General features: G+C 53.6%; 12 protein-coding genes. 6 read left to right on the forward strand and 6 right to left on the reverse strand.

All coding sequences use genetic code 11. The features are described from left to right. Position 1: 1 nt before the first annotated feature. Positions 2-1,048: a spermidine/putrescine ABC transporter substrate-binding protein PotD gene (potD, locus tag GHC22_RS13990; protein WP_003030797.1), complete on the forward strand. Its 1,047-nt coding sequence runs from the start codon at positions 2-4 to the stop codon at positions 1,046-1,048. Positions 1,049-1,185: 137 nt separating this feature from the next. Continuing rightward, positions 1,186-1,692, forward strand: a complete 507-nt coding sequence (locus tag GHC22_RS13995) for an isoprenylcysteine carboxylmethyltransferase family protein (RefSeq protein ID WP_008784438.1) — start codon at positions 1,186-1,188, stop codon at positions 1,690-1,692. 21 nt (positions 1,693-1,713) lie between these two features. Here the strand turns inward: GHC22_RS13995 and cobB are convergent, their stop codons facing one another. The 5 genes from cobB to lolC all read right to left on the reverse strand — a co-directional run bounded on the left by cobB (position 1,714) and on the right by lolC (position 6,689). Beyond that, positions 1,714-2,535, reverse strand: coding sequence for a Sir2 family NAD+-dependent deacetylase (gene cobB, locus GHC22_RS14000; RefSeq protein ID WP_003832281.1), 822 nt, complete (start codon positions 2,533-2,535; stop codon positions 1,714-1,716). Between the two features lie 15 nt (positions 2,536-2,550). Continuing rightward, a complete protein-coding gene (nagK, locus tag GHC22_RS14005; RefSeq protein ID WP_153753294.1) occupies positions 2,551-3,462 on the reverse strand; it encodes an N-acetylglucosamine kinase in 912 nt (303 codons plus the stop codon). Positions 3,463-3,551: 89 nt separating this feature from the next. Continuing rightward, positions 3,552-4,796 carry a lipoprotein-releasing ABC transporter permease subunit LolE gene (lolE, locus tag GHC22_RS14010; RefSeq protein WP_003030804.1) on the reverse strand — a complete coding sequence of 415 codons (1,245 nt, stop codon included), beginning with the start codon at positions 4,794-4,796 and terminating at the stop codon, positions 3,552-3,554. Continuing rightward, positions 4,796-5,497: a lipoprotein-releasing ABC transporter ATP-binding protein LolD gene (gene lolD / locus GHC22_RS14015; RefSeq protein ID WP_003832278.1), complete on the reverse strand. Its 702-nt coding sequence runs from the start codon at positions 5,495-5,497 to the stop codon at positions 4,796-4,798. Before lolD ends, lolE begins: the two co-directional genes overlap by 1 nt. Then, positions 5,490-6,689 carry a lipoprotein-releasing ABC transporter permease subunit LolC gene (gene lolC, locus GHC22_RS14020; protein ID WP_153753296.1) on the reverse strand — a complete coding sequence of 400 codons (1,200 nt, stop codon included), beginning with the start codon at positions 6,687-6,689 and terminating at the stop codon, positions 5,490-5,492. Before lolC ends, lolD begins: the two co-directional genes overlap by 8 nt. A 261-nt stretch (positions 6,690-6,950) precedes the next feature. Between lolC and GHC22_RS14030 the strand changes: the two genes are divergently transcribed. The 3 genes from GHC22_RS14030 (at position 6,951) to GHC22_RS14040 (ending at position 12,700) form a co-directional block, all read left to right on the forward strand. Next, positions 6,951-8,015, forward strand: coding sequence for an acyltransferase family protein (locus GHC22_RS14030; protein ID WP_153753298.1), 1,065 nt, complete (start codon positions 6,951-6,953; stop codon positions 8,013-8,015). A gap of 117 nt (positions 8,016-8,132) precedes the next feature. Then, positions 8,133-11,579 (forward strand): transcription-repair coupling factor, encoded by a 3,447-nt coding sequence (gene mfd, locus GHC22_RS14035; protein WP_008784434.1) that lies wholly within the window; start codon positions 8,133-8,135, stop codon positions 11,577-11,579. A 155-nt stretch (positions 11,580-11,734) separates the two neighbouring features. Beyond that, complete coding sequence (locus GHC22_RS14040; RefSeq protein WP_032944376.1) at positions 11,735-12,700, forward strand: L,D-transpeptidase family protein; 966 nt, start codon at positions 11,735-11,737, stop codon at positions 12,698-12,700. Positions 12,701-12,786: 86 nt separating this feature from the next. Here the strand turns inward: GHC22_RS14040 and bhsA are convergent, their stop codons facing one another. Further along, complete coding sequence (gene bhsA, locus GHC22_RS14045) at positions 12,787-13,044, reverse strand: multiple stress resistance protein BhsA (protein WP_003030810.1); 258 nt, start codon at positions 13,042-13,044, stop codon at positions 12,787-12,789. A gap of 243 nt (positions 13,045-13,287) precedes the next feature. Between bhsA and comR the strand changes: the two genes are divergently transcribed. Then, entirely contained in the window at positions 13,288-13,923 is a 636-nt protein-coding gene (gene comR, locus GHC22_RS14050) for a TetR family copper-responsive transcriptional repressor ComR (RefSeq protein WP_008784432.1), read from the forward strand. The last annotated feature ends 38 nt before the right edge of the window (positions 13,924-13,961 follow it).

The raw sequence follows: 13,961 nt of genomic DNA on the forward strand, positions 1-13,961 counted from the left end.
GATGAAAAAATGGTCACGCCACCTGCTCGCGGCGGGTGCTCTGGCACTGGGCATGAGCGCCGCTCACGCGAATGACAACAACACGCTCTATTTCTATAACTGGACTGAATACGTCCCACCGGGTCTGCTGGAACAGTTCACCAAAGAAACCGGCATTAAGGTTATCTATTCGACCTACGAGTCGAATGAAACCATGTACGCCAAGCTCAAAACCTATAAAGACGGCGCATACGATTTGGTGGTTCCGTCCACCTATTACGTCGATAAAATGCGTAAAGAAGGCATGATCCAGAAGATCGACAAGTCGACGTTGACCAACTTCCACAACCTCGATCCGGAAATGCTCAACAAGCCGTTTGACCCAAACAATGACTACTCCATCCCGTATATCTGGGGTGCAACGGCCATTGGCGTCAACAGCGATGCTATCGATCCGAAAACCGTCACCAGTTGGGCCGATCTGTGGAAGCCGGAGTACAAAGGCAGTCTGCTGTTAACGGATGATGCGCGAGAAGTGTTCCAGATGGCGCTGCGCAAGCTGGGATATTCCGGCAATACCACCGATCCTAAAGAGATTGAAGCCGCCTATAACGAGTTGAAGAAGCTGATGCCTAACGTTGCGGCATTTAACTCTGACAACCCGGCCAACCCGTATATGGAAGGCGAAGTTAATCTGGGGATGGTGTGGAACGGCTCCGCGTATGTTGCGCGTCAGGCGGGCACACCGTTGGAAGTGGTATGGCCGAAAGAAGGTGGCATTTTCTGGATGGACAGCCTGTCTATTCCGGCTAACGCGAAAAACAAAGAAGGTGCGCTGAAGCTGATTAACTTCCTGCTGCGCCCGGACGTCGCGAAAGAAGTCGCAGAAACTATCGGTTACCCGACGCCGAACCTGGCAGCACGCAAGCTGTTAAGTCCTGAGGTCGCGAACGACAAAACGCTCTACCCTGACGCGGAAACCATCAACAAAGGGGAATGGCAAAACGATGTCGGTTCCGCCAGCGCTATCTACGAAGAGTATTATCAGAAGCTAAAAGCAGGACGCTAATACTCGTGCAACCCGGCAGGCGTCGCTGCGCCGGGTTGCTACCTGCCAATCCCTACTTTTTACGCCTTTCGGCTGATTCCCGCTCCCCAGTTTCTGGCTATGCTTACAGTATTCCAGGCCGGCTTCTGAGGCTTCCAATGACAACACTCTGGCTGCTACTTGAGTTGGCTAATCTGATCGTATTTACGCTGGTGATTCTCCCACGTAAGCAGCCGGTAAACGCTCGTCCTTTGCTGCCTGTCACCGCAACCCGCCTGCTACGGCTCACCTTTTTAATACCGATCCTGGTTTTTGGTTATAGCCTGTTTTTCAGTCATCAGATTGGCCCGGTGGAGTGGGGATGTCTGATTTTGGCGATCGTAGGTAACGCGCTGGTCATCAAAGGAAAATGGGATTTGGGGGAGAGCCACACATGGACAGGCTACTATTTACCTCGTGCAAAAAGGGTTACGCGCGGCATTTTTGCCTGGATTGCGCACCCCATGTATACCGGAATTATTCTGGTGATTATCTCGTGCAGCCTGGTTTACATTACCCGACTACCCATATGGCTGAGCGCACTGGGGCTGATCTGTTGTTTTTACATCGTAGGATTTTTGATTATGGCGGCCCTGCGTGAGGACCGCCAGCTTGTACAGGCTTAAACAGTATTATCCGGATAGCCGTTACAGCCCTTTCAATAACTTCTCAACGAACTCAGGCACTACCTGGCTTGCCGGACCGTAATACTTCTCTTCAAACTCGCTGCCTACCTGGCTCGGTTCGAGATTGAGTTCTACCGTATGTGCCCCATGCAGTCGCGCCTCATGCACAAAACCCGCTGCCGGATAAACATGTCCCGATGTGCCAATCGCAATGAACACATCTGCCATTGCCAGTGCCATATAAATTTCATCCATACCCAGCGGCATTTCACCAAACCACACTACGTGTGGTCGCAGCGGTGCCGGAAACTGGCAGCAATGACATTTATCTTCCGGTGTCACATCGCCCGTCCATTCCAGAATCTGCCCGCTTTGCGAACAGCGAACTTTGAGCAGCTCGCCGTGCATATGGATAACGTTCTGGCTGCCCGCACGCTCATGCAGATTATCAATGTTCTGCGTCACCAGTAAAAAACGATCGCCCAGCTCGGCTTCGAGTTTTGCCAGTGCGATATGCGCCGCGTTGGGTTGGATTTCAGGCTGCTGCAACTGATGGCGACGGGCGTTATAAAACGACTGAACCAGTTCCGGGTTTCGACTAAATCCTTCCGGAGTCGCAACGTCCTCTACCCGATGTTCTTCCCAGAGACCATCCGCCGCGCGGAATGTTCGAATTCCTGACTCAGCGGAGATTCCCGCTCCAGTCAGTACCAGCACTCTTGGTTTTTCCATCAATTCAGGCACCACTCTGTCTCTGAAAAAGATTCGTTGACGCAGGCGATCGCGCAAATGGCGTTTATTTTTACGAAAGCGGCTTAACCGATGACCCCGACGCGACAGCATAACAACCTCTTTGTATTAATCGGTAAGATGTAGGAAAGCAGCCCCGCGCATCCCGCCGGCATCACCGTGCCGTGCCTGCTCAATACGCGGTACCCGGGCAACCGGCAGCAGATGACGTGGCAGTCGATCCGCCAGTTGCGTCGTAATAGCGGTAAAATTCGACAAGCCTCCGCCAATCACCACCAAATCAGGATCGACGATAGTCAGGATATTCCCAAGACACACTGCCAGCAAATCCAGATAGCGTTCAACGTGGGCACGCGCGTGTTCGTCACCCTGCTCCCACAGCGCGATGATTTCGCGGGCATCCAGCGGTTGATGGTAGTAATGCTGATACAACCACGCAAATCCACCGCCGGAAAGATAGCTTTCGATGCATCCCAGTTGACCGCATCCGCAGCGGCGCAGCGGGAAATCAAAGCCCATCAGCGTCAGCGCATCGACCGGCAAACGAATATGACCAAACTCACCGGTGATATAGCTGCGCCCGGTGATGGATTTCCCGTTAAGCACCAGGCCGCCGCCGACGCCCGTACCGAGGATCAACCCCATCACCAGCGGATATTGGGTGAACTCGTCATCCCAGACTTCGGAGAGAGCAAAACAGTTCGCATCGTTATCCAGACGCACATCGCGGTCAAGGCGAGCGCTGAGATCGGCGCGGAGCGGTTTGCCACTGGCGGCAGGAACATTGGCCGCGTACAGCGTGCCGTCTTCGGTTTCCGGCATGCCCGGAATGCCGATGCCTACCGAACCTTTGATGCCGAACCGCTGATCCGCTTCCGTCACCAGATTGCAGACCGCATCAAGGAAAGCGTCGTAGCTGTCGCGAGGCGTAGGAACGCGAGTTTCCCATTGCAGACGACGTTGCTTATCAAACACGCCCAGCGCAATTTTGGTCCCGCCGATGTCAAATCCGTAATACATCACCGCTCCTTGATACACGTCATCCTTCAAGATGCCTCTGCGTTGGCTACGCCTTGATGCAGCATGAATGCTGTCGTGTATTATTGTTGTTATTGGCCGCTAAGTACTCTCGCAGGATCAATATTGCTGGCGCGACGCGCCGGATACCAACTTGCCAAAAGACTCAGCACGAGTGCTGTCACCAGCACGTAAATCACATCCAGCCAGTGTAATTCCGATGGCAGGAAGTCAATGAAATAGATATCGCCGGACAGGAACTGATGGCCGATAAGCGCCTCAATCCCGTTTATGATCGGCGTCAGTTGCAACGAGACAACCACCCCGATGACGACGCCTATCAGGCTACCGAACAGACCCGCCAGCAGGCCGTACCAGACAAAAATGGCACGGATCAACCCATCTTTCGCCCCGAGGGTTCTTAATACCGCAATATCGCCGCTTTTGTCTTTTACCGCCATCACTAACGTGGAAACGATATTAAAACAGGCCACGCCAATCACCAGCACCATAGCCAGATACATAATGGCGCGGATCATCTGAATATCGCGGTACATATAGCCGTAGGTGCCGATCCAGCTCTTGATGTAAACATAGTTATTGGTGACTTCACCCGCGTCTCGCACCAGCTTATTGGCGTTAAACACGTCGTTAACCTTCAGCGCGATCCCGGAGACGCTGGTTCCCATATCAAGATATTGCTGCGCATCTTCCATTGGGATCATGGCAAAGCTGTGATCGAGCTGACCGCTCAGTTGCAGGATCCCCGTCACGTGCAAACGCACGCGTTTAGGCTGCTGTAGCTTATGATCCGCACTGGCGTTAGGGATCATAATCGACACCCAGTCACCCTGCTTCACCTTCAGCGCATCGGCAATACCCTTACCAATGATGATTTGTTGTTCACCGGCTTTAAAATTATCCCAGGCGTGGTTTTGCACAAAGGATGGCAACGCGCTTAAACGCTGTTCCTGTTTCGGGTCTACGCCCTTCACCTGCACCGCGCGTAAGTTCGCCCCGCTCTCCACCAGTCCGGTAAAGTTGATATAAGGCGCCGCGGCGACAATACCCGGCACTTTTTGTACCTTGTCGAGCGCTTCCTGCCAGTTATTCCACGGCTGATTTACGGCTTCAATCTCTCCGTGTGGGACTACGGCCAGAATACGGTTGTTCAGCTCACGCTCAAATCCGTTCATGGCACTTAAACCGACGATCAACACCGCCACACCCAACGCGATGCCAACGGTAGATATCACCGAAATTAACGAAACCATACCGCCGCGCCGCCGACCACGGCTAAAGCGCAGACCAATCAATAACGATAAAGGCGAAGCCATTACTCAGCTCCCATCAGGCTCAGTTCAGCCGTCAGGCGACCATCGCGCATTTCAAGCTGGCGACTCATCCGCTTCGCCAGTTGCAGATCGTGCGTCACCACCAGAAATGCCGTGCCCTGAGAGCGGTTCAGCTCACCCAGAAGCTCGAAAATGCTGTCCGCGTTACGCGCATCCAGGTTACCCGTTGGCTCATCTGCCAGGACCAGGCGCGGGTTATTCACCAGCGCACGCGCGATGGCCACACGCTGGCGTTCGCCGCCAGACAGTTCAGACGGGCGATGACTGGCACGATGATCCAGCCCTACCGCTTTCAGCATGTCCCGTGCGCGCTCGGTGATTTCAGCCGGTTTTTTCTTGCCGATCAGCAGCGGCATCGCTACGTTTTCCAGCGCGGTAAAATCCGGCAGCAAATGGTGGAACTGGTAAATAAAGCCCAGCTTCTGATTGCGCAGTTCCGCTTTCGCCGCCGACGAGAGCTTGCTCATTGGCTGACCGCTAAAAATGACGTCACCGGAAGTCGGGGTATCCAACCCACCTAACAGATGCAGCAACGTACTCTTGCCGGAGCCTGAGCTGCCGACAATCGCCATCATCTCACCTTCGCCGACGCAAAAACTGACATCGTGCAGTACATCGGTCTGCACAGTGCCTTCCTGATAGCGTTTGCACAGGTTGTCGCATTGCAACAGGATCTTATTCATAACGTAAAGCCTCAGCGGGTTGAGTGGCGGCAGCGCGCCAGGAAGGATAAAGCGTAGACAGCAGCGCGATGGCCATCGCCACCAGCGCAATGACGATAACCTGCAGCGGCTCGATAGCGACCGGCAGCGCAGCGCCATCCAGCAGCACACCAATAATTGGCATCAGATTGTTCAGTTGGCTGGCGAGCAAGGTACCCAGTACAGCGCCCAGCAGCGCGCCAATCACCCCGGCACTGGCCCCCTGAACCATAAACACCATCATTATCTGCCGCGGCGTTAGCCCCTGCGTTTGTAAAATCGCCACTTCCCCTTGCTTCTCCATTACCATCAGACCCAGCGAGGTAATAATATTAAAAGCCGCCACCGCCACGATCAGGCTAAGCAGCAGCCCCATCATGTTCTTTTCCATGCGCACGGCCTGGAACAGTTCCCCTTTGCGCTCGCGCCAGTCCTGCCATTTGGTGCCTTGCGGCAGCGTTTGCTGGCTCAGCGTGTCAACTTTTAACGGTTCGTTCAGCCACAGACGCCAGCCAGTGATATTACCCACCGGATAACGCATCAGACGCGAGGCATCCTGAATGTTGGTCAGCATCTGGTAGCCATCGACTTCGCTGTTGGCGGCGAAAGTGCCAATCACTGTAAACAAACGCTGGCTCGGCAAACGTCCCATCGGCGTAAACTGGCTGGCCGAGGGCACCATCACACGGATTTGATCGCCACGGTTCACGCCCAACTGCCCGGCAAGCTGCTCGCCGAGGATGACATTATACTTACCCGGTTGCAGATCTGTTTGCTTCACATTGACCAGATACGGCGTTAACGGATCTTTTTGCGCCGGATCGATACCGAGCATCACGCCGACCGCCACGCTACGCGCACTTTGCAGCACCACATCTCCCGTAGTTATAGGTGCAACGCGGTTGACGCCGTTCAACACCACCGCTTTTTCCGGCAGTTGTTGCGGGTTGAGGGAACCCTGTTCAGACGAGAGTACGGCCTGAGGCATCAGGCCAAGAATATTGTTTTGCAGCTCGCGCTCGAAACCGTTCATCACCGACAACACCGTGACCAGCGCCATTACCCCGAGAGTAATGCCTATGGTGGAGAGCCAGGAAACGAAGCGACCGAAGCGATCTGCTGCACGCCCACGCATATAACGCAGGCCGATGAATAGAGCGACAGGTTGGTACATGAAATCCGTCTGGTTGCTGTTAGCAAAGTCACGAGTATATAAGCGAAAGCGGAATGGGTAAATGACTGAACCGTAAGTGTTCGTCAGCACTATTCCTAAAAGTATAAATAAATCAATTCGCTAAAGTTGTCCCTCTACCCTTCAGCCCGGGTCCCTGATCTTTATCTTAAAAAAACAAAATGCAGACAGTTACGCATTACAGCGCACAGCGGGTTGCGCAGGATGGCAGGCTATAGCCAACAATATGGATACGCCGTCTCGATGAAGAAAAAAGAACTATGGATTAATCAAATCAAAGGGTTATGTATTTGTCTGGTGGTGATTTACCACTCGGTAATCACGTTTTACCCGCACCTCACTACTTTTCAGCATCCGCTTTCAGAGCTGCTGAGCAAATGCTGGATTTACCTCAATTTGTACCTGGCGCCGTTTCGCATGCCGGTCTTTTTCTTTATTTCGGGGTATCTGATCCGTCGCTACATTGATAGCGTCCCGTGGACCACCTGCGTGGATAAGCGGATCTGGAGCATTGCCTGGGTGCTGGTGCTTTGGGGAGTAGTGCAATGGCTGGCGTTAGTCGCGCTCAATAACTGGCTGGCCCCACAGCGCGATCTGAGCCATGCTGCCAACGCCGCGTATGCCGATTCGATCGCGGGTTTTACCCACGGAATGCTGACCGCCAGTACCAGCTTGTGGTATCTGTACGCGCTGATTGTCTATTTTGTTCTGTGTAAAATTTTCAGCCGCTGGGCGGTGCCGCTGTTGGCGGTATTTGTGGTGCTAAGCGTGGCGATCAATTTTGTCCCGACGCCGTGGTGGGGAATGAACAGCGTGATTCGCAATCTGCCCTGGTACAGCCTCGGTGCATGGTTTGGCGCAACGCTGATGGTATGGATTAAGGAGGTGCCCCTGCGCCGCCATGCGGTCATTGTTCTGGTTAGCGCAATCGCCGCCGTCGTCGCGTGGCTGGCAAATGTCTCACTATTACTTTCTCTGCTTTCCATTGTGCTGATCATGAAGCTGTTTTATCAATTTGAGCTGCGCTTTGGTATGCGTGAGTCCGGCCCGTTAAGCGTGATTGGTGCCAATACCATCGCCATCTACACCACCCACCGTATTCTGGTTGAGCTGTTCAGCTTAACGCTAATCCCCAAAATCAATCATACCGCCTGGCCTGTATATGCGGAGCTGGCCCTGCTGCTGGTGTATCCGTTCGCCTGCCTGCTACTGTGCACCTTGTTTGGCCTGTTGGTACGTAAAATTTCACAAAAAACAGTGGCCGACCTGCTCTTTTCCCCGCCTTCTTTATCGGCTGTCTCGCGCTAACCCCTACGCGCTTTTGCCCCCATCAGGGGGCGAATCAATTTGCTTATGAGAAACGATCACGGATAATAAAGAACATTGCTTATCAGATGTATATCTAAACGAGATCCTGACAACCGAATGCCTGAACAACATCGTTACACGCTCCCGGCGAAAGCTGGCGATCAGCGCCAGTTAGGTGAGCTTACCGGTGCCGCCTGCGCAACGCTGGTCGCCGAAATCGCCGAACATCACGCGGGTCCAGTGGTCCTGATCGCGCCGGACATGCAAAATGCGCTGCGTTTGCATGATGAAATTCGTCAGTTTACTGACCAGATGGTGATGAACCTGGCCGACTGGGAAACGCTACCCTACGACAGCTTTTCTCCCCATCAGGAGATTATCTCCTCGCGGCTCTCCACGCTGTATCAACTGCCTGCCATGCAGCGCGGCGTGCTGATCGTTCCGGTAAATACACTGATGCAGCGCGTTTGTCCGCACAGCTATCTGCACGGTCATGCGCTGGTCATGAAAAAGGGCCAGCGACTTTCACGTGACGCTCTGCGTGAACAGCTGGACAGTGCGGGCTATCGCCATGTTGATCAGGTGATGGAGCACGGCGAATACGCCACACGCGGCGCGTTGTTGGATTTGTTCCCGATGGGCAGCGAGTTGCCTTATCGTCTGGATTTCTTTGATGACGAAATCGACAGCCTGCGTCTGTTTGATACCGACACCCAGCGCACGCTGGAAGAAGTCGATGCCATTAATTTGCTTCCCGCACACGAATTCCCTACTGACAAAACGGCCATCGAGCTATTCCGCAGCCAGTGGCGTGATACCTTTGAGGTGAAACGCGACGCCGAACATATTTACCAGCAGGTCAGTAAAGGCACGTTACCTGCGGGTATTGAATACTGGCAACCGCTGTTTTTCAGCGAGCCGCTGCCGCCGCTGTTCAGCTACTTCCCCGCCAATACGTTATTGGTGAATACCGGTGATATCGAGACCAGCGCAGAACGCTTCCAGGCCGATACCCTGTCGCGCTTTGAAAATCGCGGTGTTGATCCGATGCGCCCGCTTCTGCCGCCGGAATCGCTGTGGCTGCGGGTTGATGAGCTGTTTTCTGAACTTAAACGCTGGCCGCGCGTTCAACTGAAAACCGAGAGTCTGGCGAACAAAGCAGCGAATACTAACCTCGGGTTCCAGAAGCTGCCGGATATCGCCGTTCAGGCACAGCAAAAAGCGCCGTTAGATGCGTTACGTAAATTCCTTGAAGGCTTCACCGGTCCGGTGATTTTCTCGGTGGAAAGTGAAGGCCGCCGTGAAGCACTTGGCGAACTGCTCGCCCGTATCAAAGTGGCGCCGAAGCGGATATTGCGACTCGATGAAGCCGTAGATAACGGTCGTTATCTGATGATTGGCGCAGCTGAGCACGGCTTCATCGATAGCAAACGCAATCTGGCGCTGATTTGTGAAAGCGATCTGCTTGGGGAACGCGTGGCGCGCCGCCGCCAGGATTCTCGTCGCACCATCAACCCGGATACGTTAATTCGTAACCTCGCAGAGCTGCATCCCGGTCAGCCGGTGGTGCATCTGGAGCACGGCGTGGGTCGTTATGCCGGTATGACCACGCTGGAAGCGGGCGGCATCACCGGTGAATATCTGATGCTCACCTATGCCAACGACGCCAAACTGTACGTGCCGGTGTCGTCACTGCATCTCATCAGCCGCTATGCAGGTGGCGCAGAAGAGAATGCGCCGCTGCATAAACTTGGCGGCGATGCCTGGTCACGTGCCCGACAGAAAGCCGCTGAGAAGGTGCGCGATGTTGCGGCAGAGCTGCTGGATATTTATGCCCAGCGCGCGGCGAAAGAAGGCTTTGCCTTTAAGCATGACCGTGAACAGTATCAGCTGTTTTGCGACAGCTTCCCGTTTGAAACCACGCCTGACCAGGCGCAGGCGATTAACGCGGTACTCAGCGATATGTGTCAACCGCTGGCCATGGACCGCCTGGTCTGCGGCGACGTCGGCTTTGGTAAAACCGAAGTCGCGATGCGCGCGGCCTTTCTCGCCGTAGAGAACCACAAGCAGGTTGCCGTGCTGGTGCCGACCACCCTGCTCGCACAGCAGCACTTCGACAACTTCCGCGACCGCTTTGCCAACTGGCCGGTACGCATTGAGATGTTGTCCCGTTTCCGTAGCGCCAAAGAGCAAGCGCAGATTCTGGAGCAAGTTGCCGAGGGAAAAATTGATATTCTCATCGGCACGCACAAACTGCTGCAAGCGGATGTGAAGTTAAAAGATCTGGGTCTGCTGATTGTCGATGAAGAGCACCGTTTCGGCGTTCGCCACAAAGAACGCATCAAGGCGATGCGCGCAGATGTCGATATTCTGACCCTGACGGCAACGCCAATTCCACGTACGCTCAATATGGCAATGAGTGGCATGCGCGATCTGTCGATTATCGCCACGCCGCCCGCTCGTCGTCTGGCGGTCAAAACCTTCGTGCGCGAATACGACAACCTGGTGGTACGCGAGGCGATCCTGCGTGAAGTTCTGCGCGGGGGACAAGTTTATTATCTGTTTAACGACGTCGAAAACATCCAGAAAACCGCTGACAGATTAGCTGAACTGGTGCCGGAAGCGCGTATTGGTATCGGTCACGGACAAATGCGCGAGCGCGAACTGGAACGCGTGATGAATGATTTCCACCATCAGCGTTTTAACGTGCTGGTGTGTACCACCATTATCGAAACCGGGATCGACATCCCCACCGCTAACACCATCATCATCGAACGAGCGGATCACTTCGGTTTAGCGCAATTACACCAGCTGCGCGGTCGTGTGGGACGTTCTCACCACCAGGCTTACGCCTGGCTGCTGACGCCGCATCCGAAAGCAATGACCACCGACGCGCAAAAACGTCTGGAAGCCATCGCCTCGCTGGAAGATTTGGGCGCAGGTTTTGCGCTGGCGACCCACGACCTCGAAATTCGCGGCGCCGGGGAGTTACTGGGTGAAGATCAGAGTGGTTCCATGGAAAGCATCGGCTTCTCACTGTATATGGAACTGCTGGAAAACGCGGTCGATGCGCTCAAAGAAGGGCGTGAGCCGTCACTGGAAGATCTCACCAGCCAGCAAACCGAAGTTGAGCTGCGCATGCCGTCTCTGCTGCCGGATGACTATATCCCGGATGTAAACACCCGACTGTCGTTCTACAAGCGCATTGCCAGTGCGAAAGGCGAAAACGAACTGGAAGAAATTAAGGTTGAGCTGATAGACCGTTTTGGCTTGCTGCCCGACCCGGCTCGTACGCTGCTGGATATCGCCCGTTTACGCCAGCAGGCGCAGAAACTGGGGATCAGAAAGCTCGAAGGCAATGAAAAAGGCGGTACCATTGAATTTGCCGAGAAAAACCACGTCAACCCGGTCTGGCTGATTGGTTTACTGCAAAAGCAGCCGCAGCACTTCCGTCTGGACGGTCCAACCCGGCTGAAATTTATGCAGGAGTTGAGCGAGCGTAAAACGCGGATCGACTGGGTCCGCCAGTTTATGCGTCAGCTTGAAGAAAACGCCGTAGCATAAGCATAGTGAACAGGCCGGGTGAGCACACCACTCACCCGGCCTGATGAATTTACAAACTCTTTGCACTTCCCTGCACTTCCCGACACAGCAAACAGCCATAATTCTCGTTTACTTTTACATAATAAAAACCACGTAAAAACAATGGATTTATGGTGATGTTAAACAATAAACGACTCTCTCGCTGGCTCGCGTTTTTTACGCTTGCAGCGACATTCGCGTTAGCACTTCCGGCTCAGGCAAACACCTGGCCGCTGCCGCCACCGGGAAGCCGTCTGGTGGGTCAGAATGCCGTTCACGTTGTTGAAGACAATGGCGGTTCTCTGGAAGCGATTGCGAAAAAGTACAATGTCGGCTTTCTCGCGCTGCTGCAGGCCAACCCTGGCGTTGACCCTTACGTACCACGTCCGGGCAGCGTTTTGACGATCCCGTTACAAACTCTGCTACCTGATGCCCCGCGCGAAGGTATTGTTATCAACCTCGCCGAACTGCGTCTTTATTATTACCAGCCGGGGACCAATTCGGTGACCGTGTATCCTATTGGTATTGGCCAGTTAGGTGGTGACACGCTGACGCCTACGATGGTAACCACCATCTCTGATAAACGCGCCAACCCCACCTGGACGCCGACGGCAAATATCCGCGCGCGATACAAAGCAAACGGGATTGACCTGCCTGCCGTTGTGCCTGCCGGTCCGGATAACCCGATGGGCCATCATGCGATTCGCTTAGCGGCATACGGCGGCGTGTACCTGTTGCACGGTACAAATGCTGATTTTGGCATCGGAATGCGCGTCAGTTCCGGCTGTATTCGTCTGCGCGACGGTGATATAGAAACCCTGTTCCGTCAGGTAACGCCCGGAACTAAGGTCAATATTATCAATACGCCGATCAAAGCATCCGTTGAGCCTAACGGCGTGCGCCTGGTGGAAGTACACCAACCGCTGTCCGAAAAAATCAATGACGACCCGCAACTGCTGCCGATCGTGCTGAACGCGTCCATGCAGACATTTAAAAATGCGGCGCAAACAGATACCGCCGTCATGGATCATGCGATGGAGATTCGCTCAGGCATGCCGGTCGATGTGACCCGTCATCATGACGTTGCTCAACAACCGCTGTAAACGTAGCGTATAAAAAAACCCCCGCTGAATTTTATTCCGCGGGGGTTTTTTATTTAACTCGCAGTGGCATTGCGATGGGTTAAATCTTATTTGTAGATAACAGCAGTTCCGTGAAGAGTGTTAGGACCGGTAACGGAAGTAATACGGAAAGACTTCGCACCCATCTCATCGGCTTTCTGCGCCAGTTGATCTTCCAGAGAACCTAAGTTAGTCCCCGCATTCGCAGAAATAGTACCGACTTTCTCTTGGCCCGCAGGAGTGGATTGAACTTCAACAGCGGCAAAGCTTGCAAATGACAGTGAGCTAAGAACAGCAGCAACAAACAGTGTTTTTACGTTTTTCATGATAGTGACCTTTAGCAGATGAATGGGTGTCGAAAAGATTAACTTAACGATCGATAGGTAAATCATAGATGTGATCCAGGTCACACGTCAACATTTTTTTATAATGATCGTTATATAAAATATAAAGGTCTTATTTTTCATACTAATAGCTATAAATTATTTTTATCGTGAATCCGCTGGAGTGTGCAGTCGAATATTTTTATAATGGTTATTCAATAAACCCAACAAAGGTACATCGGCGCCATGACAACTGAAACGACAGGTTGTGCAAAAAAAAGCCGTGGCCGACCAAAAGTGTTCGACAGGGAAGCCGCGCTTGATAAGGCCATGACACTCTTCTGGCAGCACGGATATGAAGCGACCTCGCTCGCCGATCTCGTGGAAGCCACCGGCGCAAAAGCGCCCACGCTGTATGCGGAGTTCACCAATAAAGAAGGGTTGTTCCGTGCCGTACTGGACCGCTACATCACCCGCTTTGCGGCAAAACACGAAGCCCAGCTGTTTTGTGAAGAAAAAAGCCTTGAGTCCGCACTGGAAGACTATTTCACCGCTATAGCGACCTGCTTTACCAGCAAGGACACCCCGGCGGGATGTTTCATGATTAATACTTCTGCGACGCTGGCAGCCTCTTCCCGCGATATTGCACACACGGTGAAATCCCGCCATGCAATGCAGGAACAGACGCTTACCCAGTTCCTTCACCAGCGCCAGCAACGAGGCGAAATTCCGGCCCATTGCGACGTGCAAAAACTGGCCGAATACCTGAACTGTATTTTACAAGGTATGTCGATCAGCGCCCGTGAAGGCGCAACGTTTGAAAAACTGATGCAGATCGCACACACAACTCTGCGGCTGTGGCCCGAACTCGTCAAAGCTTAACCCTTTCCCGCAATTCCCCCGCTGTACTCACACCACCG

The sequence above is a fragment of the Citrobacter sp. H12-3-2 genome, assembly GCF_009649895.1.
GTDB lineage: Bacteria > Pseudomonadota > Gammaproteobacteria > Enterobacterales > Enterobacteriaceae > Citrobacter > Citrobacter portucalensis.